Below are 12,507 nucleotides of genomic sequence, written 5' to 3' on the forward strand. Positions count from 1 at the left end.
CACCGGCCGGCGCGCGAGCAGAGGAGGGAGCGGACCGCGCCGCGCCACCGGGCACCGGCGGCGCGGAACGGCCGATAGCGGCCGGGGCGAGCGGCACCGCCCCGGCCAGGGCGGCCGGAGCGGGCGGTAGGGGTACGACGGACGGCGCGGGCGGCACGGATACGGCGGCTGCGGGCCCGGCCACGGCGGCCCAGCCCGCCGGCACGGACCGGGCCAGTGCGGGCTGTCCCGTCGGCGCGGATCCGGCCATGGCGGGCTGTCCCGTCGGTACCGATCCGGCCATGGCGGGCTGTCCCGTCGGCGCGGACCGGGCCACGGTGGCCCAGCCCGTCGGCACGGACCCGGCCACGGCGGGTTGTCCCGTCGGCGCGGACCGGGCCACGGCGGCCCAGCCCGTCGGCGCGGATCCGGACACGGCGGGCTGTCCCGTCGGCACCGATCCGGCCACGGCGGGCCGTCCCGTCGGCGCGGACCGGGCCAGTGCGGGCTGTCCCGCCGGCACGGACCCGGCCACGGCGGGCTGTCCCGTCGGCACCGATCCGGCCACGGCGGGCCGTCCCGTCGGCGCGGATCCGGACACGGCCGCCTGGCCGGGCGGCGTCGATCCGGCCACGGCCCTGATGCCGGGGCAGGCCGCTCCCGTCCCCGCCCCGGCCCTGCCCGCATCCGCCGCGCTCGGCGCCGTGCCCGCGCAGTCCCGGCGGGCCGCGGTCCGCCGGGCGCTGGGCCGGCGGGCGGCGGGGGACCGTGCGCCGGCGGCGGGCGCGGACCTCACCGTCGTCGTGCTGGCCCCGACCGACCCCATGACCCGGGGCCAGCTGCGCCGCATGGCCGACCTGGCCCGGGAGGAGGGGTACCGGGTGCGCTGGGAGGAGGCGCGGGGCGGCACGACCGCGCCCTTCCACACCATCGGCGGACTGGCGGGCGTGCTGCGCCGGGCCGGCCGCATCGTCATGGGGGACCCGTTCTCCCGCTACGTACAGCTGCTGCTGACGATCACCCGGGCCAAGGACCTGGTCGTGGTCGACGACGGCACCGCGACGATGGAATTCGTCGCCCAGCTGGCCCGCGGCGAACGCCTGGTCCGCTGGCACCGCAAGGGCGGCCGGCCCGGCGCCCGCGACCTGCTCTTCGCTCCGGTCTCCTCCTCCGCCCGGCGCCGCCTCACCCCGAGCGACCGGCGGCGCGTCGAGGTGTTCTCCTCCATGCCGGTGTCCGAGATCCCGGACGGCGTCACGGTCACCGCCAACGACTTCGCCTGGACCCGCGCCCGCTTCGGCCCGCCCACCGTCACGGCAGGCGCCGACATGGTCGGCACCTCGCTGGTGGAGACCGGGGTGGTGGACGGCGAGCGCTATCTGGAGGCCGTCCGCGCCCTGGCCAAGGCGCACGGCGCCACCCGCTACTTCGCCCACCGCCGCGAGCACCCCGACAAGCTGCGCCGGCTGGCCGCCGAGACCGGACTGGAGATAGTGCGCCCGGAACTCCCGCTGGAGCTGATCGCCCGGCGCGGACCCGTCGGCCGTACGATCCTCAGCTTCCCCTCCACGGTCGTCCACACCCTCCCGCTGGCCCTGGCCGGCACGGGGGTGCGCGTGGCGGTGTGCGACATCGACCCGGCCTGGCTCACGGACACCGCCTCCCCACGCGCCCAGGGCTTCCTGTCCGGGGTGACCGGAACGGCCCGCGACGTACACCGGCTGGCGGCGGTGACGAGCCCGGCGTAGCACTCCCGGCTCCCCTGCATTCGGTCACGAGTTTCGTTGCCGGTGCAACGAGGTGACGGGTGGCGGGGAGGACGACACCGCACCCGGATGAAGAAGAGGAACCCGCACAAACTCAGCCTGATGCTCGTGGATACGGCGCGCGTGATCCCGGCGAGGCGTGGTATGCGTGGAAGGAGAGAAACAGAGGGTTTACCCGCCAGAGTCCGCAGCCATGCGTCCGCCGGTCAGATTTACGTCCCCTAACGGGCTGAACTTTCGTCATTCCAGGGGAAGTTGGCCTGCGGGCGTCCTACCCTTCAGAGGGTGAAGCAATTGATGTCGCAAGAGTCCGGGTCCGGCCTTCCGGGGGATGTGCTCCCCGGCGTGCTGAGCGAGTCGCTGCACGCCGAACTCGTCGCGTTCCGGCGCGACTTGCACATGCACCCAGAGCTGGGCAACCAGGAGTTCCGTACGACCGCCGCCATCAAGGAACGGCTGGAGCGGGCCGGGCTCAGGCCCCGGGTGCTCGCGTCCGGGACCGGACTCGTCTGCGACATCGGGCTCGCGGAGGGCGAGCGGCCCGAGGAACCGCTGCTCGCGCTCCGCGCCGACATCGACGCGCTGCCCATCCCGGACACCAAGGACGGCTGCGCGTACCGCTCGACCGTGCCGGACCGGGCGCACGCCTGCGGTCACGACGTGCACACCACCGTCGTCCTCGGTGCCGGGCTGGTCCTCGCCGACCTGCACGCCAAGGGCCTGCTGCCGCGCCCGGTGCGGCTGGTCTTCCAGCCCGCCGAGGAGGTGCTGCCCGGCGGCGCCCTGTCCTCCATCGCCGACGGCGTGCTGACCGACGTCGGCCGGATCCTCGCGGTGCACTGCGACCCGAGGGTGGAGGCCGGGAAGGTCGGGCTGCGGACCGGGGCGATCACCAGCGCCTGCGACTGCCTGGAGGTCGCGCTCGACGGCCCCGGCGGGCACACCGCCCGGCCGCACCTGACCACCGACCTGGTCACGGCCGCCGCCCGGGTCGCCGTCGACGTGCCCGCGCTGATCGCCCGCCGGGTCGACACCCGCGTCGGCCTCGCCCTCACCTGGGGCCGGATCGAGTCCGGGCACGCGCCGAACGTGGTCCCGCAGCACGCGGAGCTGTCCGGAACCGTGCGCTGCCTGGACCTGGAGACCTGGCGGCACGCCCCCGACATCGTGCACGCGGCCATCGACGAGGTCGCCACCCTGCACCGGGCCAAGTCCGAGATCACCTATGTGCGCGGGGTGCCGCCGGTCGTCAACGACCGGCAGTCCACCGAGCTGCTGCACCGGGCCATGGTCGCCCGGCGCGGCACCAAGTCGGTGGAGACCACCCAGCAGAGCCTCGGCGGCGAGGACTTCTCCTGGTACCTGGAGCACGTGCCGGGCGCGCTGGCCCGGCTCGGTGTGCGGCGGCCCGGCGAGCACCGGGTCCGCGACCTGCACCAGGGCGACTTCGACGCCGACGAGCACGCGATCACGGTGGGCGTGGAGATGTTCACCGCCGCCGCCTTCCTGGACGCGGCCACGGCGGAGAGGTGACGGGAGGCCCCTGACGGAGACAGGCCGGACGGCCCCCCGGGGCCGTTCCCCCCTCCGGCGCAACACGGACGCAAGCCATTCGCACACGCACGGCGACCCGGCTCGTATACGACCCGGACTCCGAGTTCAGATGGTGTTTGCCTCGAATCGATAACGGCTTCGCGAGAGGGTTTTTTGCGACATCTACGCGCGTTACGATGCCGCGAAGCCGACGCCGAAGGGGCGACTCGGCCGGAGCACTGACATGGTGCTCCCATCAAGCGCCGACATGGCGCTCAGGTCAGGTGAAGGAGCCTTCCCGTGCGCCGGGTAGCCAAGCTTTCTGCTGCGTGTATCGCGTCCGCAGCTCTCGCCGTGACTGCCACTGCCTGTGGCAGCACCTCCTCCGAGAAGGAGTCCTCCTCGTCCTCCGGTGGCGGCAAGGGGGTCAAGGTCGGCCTCGCCTTCGACGTCGGCGGCCGTGGCGACCGCTCCTTCAACGACTCCGCCGCGCGCGGCGCCGACAAGGCGAAGGGCGAGTTCGGCGGCGAGATCAAGGAGCTGACCGCCAAGACCTCGGACACCGAGGCCGACCGCGAGCAGCGCCTGTCGGACCTCGCGGAGGCCGGCTACAACCCGATCGTCGGCATCGGCTACGCCTACGCCGCCTCCATGACCAAGGTCGCCGCGAGGTACCCGAAGACCAGCTTCGGCATCGTCGACTCGGTGGTGGACGGCAAGAACGTCAACAGCATCACCTTCACCGAGGAGCAGGGCTCCTACCTGGCCGGTGTCGCCGCCGCGCTGAAGAGCAAGTCGAAGCACGTCGGCTTCATCGGCGGTGTCGACGTCCCGCTGATCAAGAAGTTCGAGGCGGGCTACCTCCAGGGCGTCAAGGACACCGACCCGAAGATCAAGGTCGACACCCAGTACCTGTCGCACGGCTCGGACACCTCCGGCTTCGCCAGCCCCGACAAGGGCAAGGAGGCCGCGCAGGGCATGCTGGACAACGGCGCCGACGTCGTCTACACGGCGGCCGGCTCCTCCGGCAACGGCGCCATCGAGGCCGTCGCGGGCAAGAAGGGCGCCTGGGCGATAGGCGTGGACTCGGACCAGTACAACGTTCCGGGTCTGGCCAAGTACAAGAACTCGATCCTGACCTCGATGGTCAAGAACGTCGACCTCGGCGTGTACGACTTCGTCAAGTCGGTCCACGACGGCAAGCCGCTGAGCGGCACCCACACCTACGCGCTCGCCCAGGACGGCGTGAAGCTGTCCCCGAGCGGCGGCTTCATCGACGACATCCAGGCCAAGCTGGACGAGGCGAAGAAGAAGATCGTCGACGGCTCCATCAAGGTCAAGACCACCCCGTGACCTGATGGGTCCGCTCGGACCCCGGCTCGGCGGGGGGCCTCCCCAGCCCCCCGCCGAGCCATAACAATGTGTCAACTCTACGCGTGTAGCGCGGAGTTGCCGCGCTAGCGTCGCCGACGCCTGCCCCCTCCCCGCAGCCTCTTTCCCCGAGGAGAGTGCGCCATCAACGCGTCCAGCCCGCCCGCTGCCGTCGAACTGCGCGGCATCACCAAGCGTTTCCCCGGCGTCGTCGCCAACCGCGACATCGACATCACCGTACGCACGGGCACCGTCCACGCCCTGTGCGGTGAGAACGGTGCCGGCAAGTCCACCCTGATGAAGATCCTCTACGGCATGCAGCAGCCGGACGAGGGCACCATCACGGTCAACGGCGAGCAGGTCGTCCTGCACAACCCCGGCGACGCCATCGCCCGCGGCATCGGCATGGTGCACCAGCACTTCATGCTCGCCGACAACCTCACCGTGCTGGAGAACGTCGTCCTCGGCGCGGAGAAGCTGCACGGCATCGGGGGCCGGGCCCGCGCCAGGATCAAGGAGATCTCGGACGCGTACAGCCTGAACGTCCGGCCCGACGTCCTCGTGGAGGAGCTGGGTGTCGCCGACCGCCAGCGCGTGGAGATCCTCAAGGTCCTCTACCGCGGCGCCCGCACCCTCATCCTCGACGAGCCGACCGCCGTGCTCGTGCCGCAGGAGGTCGAGGCGCTCTTCGACAACCTGCGCGAGCTGAAGGCCGAGGGCCTCACCGTCATCTTCATCTCCCACAAGCTGGGCGAGGTGCTGTCGGTCGCCGACGAGATCACCGTCATCCGGCGCGGCACCACCGTCGGCACCGCCGACCCGCGCACCACCACCCCCAAGCAGCTGGCCGAGCTGATGGTCGGCAGCGAGCTGCCCAGCCCGGACACCGAGGAGTCCACCGTCACGGACGTCCCGATGCTTCAGCTGGCGGGCCTGCACCTGACGCAGACCGGCCTCGACGGCATCGAGCGGGTCATCCTCGACGAGATCTCCTTCACCATCCACAAGGGCGAGGTCCTCGGCATCGCCGGCGTGGAGGGCAACGGCCAGTCCGAGCTGGTCGAGGCGATCATGGGCATGCGGCAGCCCGACGCCGGCGTCATCACGCTCGACGGCGCCGACATCTCGGGCGCCGCCACCCGCGACCGCCGCCTGGCCGGCATCGGCTACATCCCCGAGGACCGCCACCGCCACGGCCTGCTGCTGGAAGCCCCGCTGTGGGAGAACCGCATCCTCGGCCACGTCAGCGAGAAGCCCAACTCGCGCGGCGCGCTGCTCGACATCAAGGCGGCCCGCGCCGACACCGAGCGGATCGTCAAGTCGTACGACGTCCGCACCCCCGGCATCGACGTGACCGCGGCCTCGCTGTCCGGCGGCAACCAGCAGAAGCTGATCGTCGGCCGCGAGATGAGCCACAACCCCAAGCTGCTGATCGCCGCCCACCCCACCCGTGGTGTGGACGTCGGCGCCCAGGCGGCCATCTGGGACTACATCCGCGAGGCCCGCCGCGAGGGCCTGGCCGTACTGCTGATCTCCGCCGACCTGGACGAGCTGATCGGCCTGTCCGACACCCTGCGGGTGATGTACCGGGGCCGTCTGGTCGCCGACGCCGACCCCGCCACCATCACCCCCGAAGAGCTGGGCTCCGCCATGACGGGTGCGGCCACCGGCCACCTGGAGCACACAGAGGACGACGAGCGATGAACAAGCTGACCTCACGCATCGACAAGGAGCGGCTGGCCCTCGGCATCGCCGCGCCGCTGCTGGCGGTCGTCGCCGCGCTCGTCGTCACCGCCCTGGTGATCCTCGCGACCGGCAAGAACCCCGGCGCCGCGTTCAGCGACATGATGAGCTACGGCTTCGCCAGCGACAGCCAGGTCTACATCCTGAACAAGGCCACCACGTACTACCTCGCCGGTATCGCGGTCGCCGTCGGCTTCCGGATGAACCTGTTCAACATCGGTGTCGACGGCCAGTACCGGCTCGCCGCGTTCATCGCCGCCGTCCTCGGCGGCGCGCTGGCCGTGCCCGGCTGGATCGCCATCCCGCTGATCATGATCTGCGCCATGGCGACCGGCGCCCTGTGGGCGGCCATCGCCGGTGTGCTGAAGGTGACCCGGGGCGTCAGCGAGGTCATCGCGACCATCATGCTGAACTCCATCGCCACCGCCGTCATCGGCTATCTGCTCCAGCCCGAGCGGCTCGGCGAACTCCAGCAGGGCGGCACCCTGGTCTCCACCGAGCCGCTGCCGTCGTCCTCGTTCTTCTTCAGCATCGACACCGGCCCGGCCGGTGTGCTGGACGGCTTCATCGTCGTCGCCGTGATCGTCGGCCTCGCCTACTGGTTCGTGCTCGGCCGCACCCGGTTCGGCTTCGACCTGCGCACCGTCGGCCAGTCCGAGAGCGCCGCCGCCGCGAGCGGTGTGTCGGTGAAGAAGATGGTCGCGACCAGCATGATCATCTCGGGTGCGGTGGCCGGTCTGATCGGCATGCCCACGCTGCTGAACGAGAGCCACCAGTACGACAACAGCTTCCCCACCGGCATCGGCTTCACCGGCATCGCCATCGCGCTGCTCGGCCGCAACAACCCGATCGGCATCGCGCTCGGCGCCCTGCTCTGGGGCTTCCTGGAGCGCACCACCAACCACCTGGAGTTCCAGGGCTACGACAAGGAGATCCTCGGCGTGATCCAGGGCGTCATCGTCCTGTGCGTCGTGATCGCCTACGAGGTCGTCCGGCGCTACGGCCTCAAGCGCCAGCAGCAGCGGGTCGGCGCGGAACTCGCCGCCCAGGCCGCCGCCCCGACGAAGAAGCAGGAGGTGGCGTGATGACTGCCACGATGACCGACACGCCGCCGCCCGCGGCGCCCAAGGCACCCGGCGCGCCCCAGCGCTCGGGCCGCTCCCTCGGCCAGGTCCTCATGATCGTCGCCGGCGCCCTGCTGCTCCTCGCGGCCGTCCGGATGATCACCGACTCCAACCAGCTGGACTCCTCCGGCCAGGTCGCCGCCGCGCTCGGCCTCGCCGTGCCGATCGGCCTCGCCGGACTCGCGGGCCTGTGGTCGGAGCGGGCCGGCGTGGTCAACATCGGCCTCGAAGGCATGATGATCCTCGGCACCTTCGGCGCCGGCTGGGTCGGCTGGCAGTCCAGCCCCTGGCTCGGCCTGCTGTGCGGCATCGGCTTCGGCGTCCTCGGCGGTCTGGTGCACGCCGTCGCCACCGTCACCTTCGGCGTCGACCACATCGTCTCCGGCGTCGCCGTCAACCTGCTCGCGCTCGGTGCCACCCAGTACCTCGCCAAGCTGTTCTTCGCCGACGGCACGGCTGCGCAGGAGGGCGGCAACCCCAAGCAGTCCCCGCCCGCGGACTCGCTGCCCGACATCACCGTCCCCGGCCTGTCCGACGGTCTCGCCTCCATCGAGAAGCACCACTGGTTCCTGGTCTCCGACCTCGCCGGCATCGTCGGCGGCCTGGTCACCAACCTGTCCGTGATCACGATCGTGGCCGTGCTGCTGTTCGTCGGCAGCTGGTGGCTGCTGTGGCGCACCCCGTTCGGGCTGCGGCTGCGCTCCTGCGGTGAGAACCCGGTCGCCGCGGAGTCCCTCGGCGTCAACGTCTACCGGTACAAGTACGCGGCCGTCGCCGTCTCCGGCGGTCTGGCCGGCCTCGGCGGCGCGTTCCTCGCGCTGGTCACCTCGCACACCTACCTGGAGGGCCAGACCGCGGGCCGCGGCTACATCGGTCTCGCCGCCATGATCTTCGGCAACTGGCGGCCCGGCGGGCTGGCCATGGGCGCGGGCCTGTTCGGCTACTCCGACGCCCTCCAGCTGCGCAACGGCGGCGTCACCGTGCACGCGCTGCTGCTGCTCCTGGTCGTCCTGCTCGCGCTGCTGGCCGGCTGGAAGCTGTACAAGAAGGCCGTGGTCCAGGGCGTGGTCAGCGCCGTCATGGCCGTGCTGGTGCTGGTCTGGTACCTGCTCACCGACGAGGTCCCGAGCGACTTCGTCGGCGCCACCCCGTATGTCGTCACGCTGCTGGTGCTCTCGCTGTCCGCGCAGCGGCTGCGGATGCCCAAGGCGGACGGCATGCGCTACCGGAAGGGCCAGGGCAAGTGACCCGGCACGACGACGCCTTCGACTGGGAGCCGCTGCGCGCCCTGGCGCGGGAGGCCATGTCCCACGCCTACGCCCCCTACTCGGGCTATCCGGTCGGGGTCGCGGCCCTGGTCGACGACGGCCGCACGGTCACCGGCTGCAACGTGGAGAACGCCTCCTACGGCGTCGGCCTGTGCGCCGAGTGCGGCCTGGTCTCCGAGCTCCAGCGCACCGGCGGCGGCCGGCTGACCCACTTCACCTGCGTCGACGGCGCCGGCGCCCTGCTGGTCCCGTGCGGCCGCTGCCGCCAGCTGCTGTACGAGTTCGGCGGCCCGGACCTGCTGCTGGACACCCCCGCGGGCGTCCTGACGCTCGCCGAGATGCTGCCCCAGGCCTTCGGACCGGACCATCTCACCCAGTAACGCCGTACGGCCCCCCTGCCCCGTCCGCAGGGGGGCCGCACACTTCGCACCTCCCGGAAGGAAGCCCCAGCCATGGCCATGGACGCCATCTCCGTCATCCGCACCAAGCGGGACCGCGGCGAGCTGACCGACCAGCAGATCGACTGGGTCGTCGACGCGTACACCCGCGGCGAGGTCGCCGACGAGCAGATGTCCGCGCTCGCCATGGCGATCCTGCTGAACGGCATGAACCGCCGCGAGATCGCCCGCTGGACGGCGGCCATGATCGCCTCCGGCGAGCGCATGGACTTCTCCTCGCTGTCCCGCCCGACGGCCGACAAGCACTCCACGGGCGGCGTCGGCGACAAGATCACCCTGCCGCTGGCCCCGCTCGTCGCGGCCTGCGGGGCGGCCGTGCCCCAGCTCTCCGGCCGGGGCCTCGGCCACACCGGCGGCACCCTGGACAAGCTGGAGTCGATCCCCGGCTGGCGCGCCCTGCTCTCCAACGAGGAGATGCTGAACGTCCTCGACACCACCGGCGCGGTGATCTGCGCGGCGGGCGACGGCCTGGCCCCCGCCGACAAGAAGCTCTACGTACTGCGGGACGTGACCGGAACGGTCGAGGCCATCCCGCTGATCGCCTCCTCGATCATGTCCAAGAAGATCGCCGAGGGCACCGGCTCGCTGGTGCTGGACGTCAAGGTGGGCTCCGGCGCCTTCATGAAGACGATCGAGGACGCCCGCGAACTGGCGTCCACGATGGTGGGCCTCGGCACCGACCACGGGGTGAAGACGGTCGCGCTGCTCACGGACATGTCCACCCCGCTGGGCCTGACGGCGGGCAACGCGCTGGAGGTCCGCGAGTCCGTGGAGGTCCTGGCGGGCGGCGGCCCGGCGGACGTCGTGGAACTGACGCTCGCGCTGGCCCGGGAGATGCTGGACGCCGCCGGGCTGAAGGACGCCGACCCGGCGAAGGCGCTGGCCGACGGCTCGGCGATGGACGTCTGGCGCCGGATGATCGCGGCCCAGGGCGGCGACCCGGACGCCCCGCTGCCCACGTCGAAGGAACAGCACGTGGTGAAGGCCCCCGCCACCGGTGTCCTGACCCGCCTCGACGCCTACGACATCGGCATCGCCGCCTGGCGCCTGGGCGCCGGCCGCGCCCGCAAGGAGGACCCGGTGCAGGCGGCGGCGGGCGTCGAACTCCACGCCAAGCCCGGCGACCGGGTGACCGAGGGCCAGCCCCTCCTCACCCTCCACACCGACACCCCGGACCGCTTCGAGTACGCCCTCCAGGCCGTGACGGGCTCCTACGACATCGCGGCCCCGGACACCACCTTCGAGCCCACCCCGGTGGTCCTGGAACGCATCGCCTGACCTGCGGTTTCCCCATTCGGGTGAACGGGACCGGTGGACCTGTACCGGTCCCGTTCGGCATGCTGGGATCGGTGACGCACCGATAGGAGACCGCCATGAGCGCACTCACCGTCAGCCACGACGCCGAGCAGAGCTGGGACGACCTCGTCCGGTTCTGGGAGGAGATGGAATGGCCTGAGGGCAGCAAGGTGGAGATCATCGAGGGGATCGTCACCGTGTCACCTGCTCCCGCGTTCCGTCACAACCTGATCGCGGCTCGCATTCAGCGTCGCCTTTATTCTGTGATCCCAGAGGACTGGGAGATCTTCCAGACCGAGGCCATCGCCGTCCCGTCGCGGCTGGGCATGTTCATTCCGGACCTATTGGTGGTGCCGGTGGAGGCACGCCAGGACTCGGATTCCCACACCCCCGCCGCCCTCGCCGAACTCGTCGTCGAGGTCACCTCCAAGTCCAACGCCCGCCACGACCGCGTCAGCAAGCCGGCCGCCTACGCCACCGCGGGCATCCCGCTCTACCTCCTCGTCGACCGCTGGGCCCCCGGAGGCCCCACCGCCACCCTGTACGGCGAGCCGAAGGGCGAGGTCTACCGCGTGCTGTCCGCCGTGAAGTTCGGCGATCCGATCAAGTTGCCGGAGCCGTTCGGGATCACCATCGACACCGGTGAGTGGCCGGTGGACTGAGGTCCTTCAAGCCGGGCGGCGATGAGTTCCGGCCGCCCGGGCGGTCTATCCGCACGTGGATGCCAAGACGCCCCTCGTGCTCGTGCTGACCGGTCCCGTCCGCCCCGATGAGGTGGCGGGGTGGTGCGCCGCCGTGCGGGAGGCGCTCGCGGGACGTGCGGGCGGGGTGGTCGTGTGTGACGTGGGCGGGCTCGGGCCGCCGGGGCTGGCGGCCGTCGATCTGCTCGCCCGGCTGGAGCTGACCGCCCGCCGGGCCGGCGGGCGGATACGGCTGCGGGACGCCTCTCCCGCGCTACTCGCCCTGCTGGACCTGCTCGGCCTCCGCTTCCAGACGGAGGGGCAGATCGAAGAGCGGGAACCACCGCTGGGTGTCGAGGAAGCAGTGGAAACCGGTGATCCGGCCGGCTGAGATCTCCAGCACCTGCACCGCCCACGGCGTGAAACCGCCGTTCTCCGGGTCGGGCTTGTAGTGCGCGAACGCCGGCAGGCCGTTGGCCTGGACCGGCACCAGCCGGGACCCGGCGCAGGAGGCGCCGATGGTGGTCATGAAGCCGGTGATGTCGGACGTGCCGCGCAGCCACAGGTCGAACGGCGGCATCGTCATGATGGCGTCCTCGTGCAGCAGCGCCGTCAGCGCCGTCATGTCATAGCCCTCGAACGCCTTGACGTACCGCTCCAGCAGCCTCTGCTGCTCCTCGTCCAGCGGATCGGACACCGCCCCCTCGGGCCCCGCGTCCGCCCGCTCCGCGAGCGTGGCCCGGGCCCGCTGCAACGCGCTGTTCACCGAGGCCACCGAGGTCTCCAGCAGCTCGGCAACCTCGCTCGCCTTCCACGCGAGCACCTCGCGCAGGATCAGCACCGCCCGCTGCTTGGGCGGCAGTTGCTGGAGCGCCGCCATGAAGGCGAGCCGCACCGACTCCTTGGCGACCGCCGCCTCCGCCGGGTCCGCCACGGCCGGCAGCACCCGCGCGTCCGGCATCGGCTCCAGCCAGGTGTGGTCCGGGCGCGGGTTGAGCGCCGCCTGCGCGAGCGGGGTGGCCTCGGACAGGTCCATCGGCCGGGCCCGCTTGTTGCCCGCCGACAGCATGTCCAGGCACACGTTCGTCGCGATCCGGTACAGCCACGACCTGAGCGAGGAACGGCCCTCGAACTTCTCGTGGTTCCGCCAGGCCCGGACCAGGGTGTCCTGCACCGCGTCCTCGGCCTCGAAGGAGGAACCGAGCATCCGGTAGCAGTACCCGGTCAGCTCGGTCCGGTGCTTCTCCAGCGCGACATCGAGGTCCGCCGTCGCCGTTCCGTTGCCCATC

11 protein-coding genes are annotated in these 12,507 nt (G+C 71.7%); 10 read left to right on the plus strand and 1 reads right to left on the minus strand.

The features are described 5' to 3' along the window. Positions 1-620 precede the first annotated feature (620 nt). From IE251_RS01230 to IE251_RS01270, 10 genes are all read left to right on the plus strand, one after another. Positions 621-1,727 (plus strand): hypothetical protein, encoded by a 1,107-nt coding sequence (locus tag IE251_RS01230; RefSeq protein WP_189751285.1) that lies wholly within the window; start codon positions 621-623, stop codon positions 1,725-1,727. A gap of 315 nt (positions 1,728-2,042) precedes the next feature. After that, positions 2,043-3,278, plus strand: coding sequence for an amidohydrolase (locus IE251_RS01235; protein ID WP_189751030.1), 1,236 nt, complete (start codon positions 2,043-2,045; stop codon positions 3,276-3,278). A 300-nt stretch (positions 3,279-3,578) separates the two neighbouring features. Next, complete coding sequence (locus IE251_RS01240; protein ID WP_189751031.1) at positions 3,579-4,631, plus strand: BMP family lipoprotein; 1,053 nt, start codon at positions 3,579-3,581, stop codon at positions 4,629-4,631. 195 nt (positions 4,632-4,826) lie between these two features. Further along, a complete protein-coding gene (locus IE251_RS01245) occupies positions 4,827-6,353 on the plus strand; it encodes an ABC transporter ATP-binding protein (protein ID WP_200692480.1) in 1,527 nt (508 codons plus the stop codon). Beyond that, positions 6,350-7,477, plus strand: a complete 1,128-nt coding sequence (locus IE251_RS01250; protein ID WP_030600717.1) for an ABC transporter permease — start codon at positions 6,350-6,352, stop codon at positions 7,475-7,477. Before IE251_RS01245 ends, IE251_RS01250 begins: the two co-directional genes overlap by 4 nt. Continuing rightward, complete coding sequence (locus IE251_RS40555) at positions 7,477-8,763, plus strand: ABC transporter permease (protein WP_229896524.1); 1,287 nt, start codon at positions 7,477-7,479, stop codon at positions 8,761-8,763. The genes IE251_RS01250 and IE251_RS40555 overlap by 1 nt, the downstream gene beginning before the upstream one ends. After that, positions 8,760-9,164 carry a cytidine deaminase gene (locus tag IE251_RS40560; protein WP_268253303.1) on the plus strand — a complete coding sequence of 135 codons (405 nt, stop codon included), beginning with the start codon at positions 8,760-8,762 and terminating at the stop codon, positions 9,162-9,164. The genes IE251_RS40555 and IE251_RS40560 overlap by 4 nt, the downstream gene beginning before the upstream one ends. Positions 9,165-9,236: 72 nt before the next feature. Next, the gene (locus tag IE251_RS01260; RefSeq protein WP_189751032.1) at positions 9,237-10,520 is read left to right on the plus strand and encodes a thymidine phosphorylase; all 1,284 of its coding nucleotides are present in this window, start codon (positions 9,237-9,239) and stop codon (positions 10,518-10,520) included. A gap of 95 nt (positions 10,521-10,615) precedes the next feature. Next, positions 10,616-11,200 (plus strand): Uma2 family endonuclease, encoded by a 585-nt coding sequence (locus IE251_RS01265; RefSeq protein WP_189751033.1) that lies wholly within the window; start codon positions 10,616-10,618, stop codon positions 11,198-11,200. Between the two features lie 55 nt (positions 11,201-11,255). Further along, on the plus strand, positions 11,256-11,609 hold the full coding sequence (locus IE251_RS01270; protein WP_189751034.1) for an STAS domain-containing protein: 354 nt from the start codon (positions 11,256-11,258) through the stop codon (positions 11,607-11,609). On the opposite strand, the gene IE251_RS01275 is transcribed toward IE251_RS01270, so the two are convergent. Beyond that, positions 11,493-12,506 carry a sigma-70 family RNA polymerase sigma factor gene (locus IE251_RS01275; RefSeq protein ID WP_189751035.1) on the minus strand — a complete coding sequence of 338 codons (1,014 nt, stop codon included), beginning with the start codon at positions 12,504-12,506 and terminating at the stop codon, positions 11,493-11,495. The two genes, IE251_RS01270 and IE251_RS01275, sit on opposite strands and share 117 nt — an antisense overlap. Between the last annotated feature and the right edge of the window lies 1 nt (position 12,507).

The sequence above is a fragment of the Streptomyces eurythermus genome, from assembly GCF_014649115.1.
GTDB lineage: Bacteria > Actinomycetota > Actinomycetes > Streptomycetales > Streptomycetaceae > Streptomyces > Streptomyces eurythermus.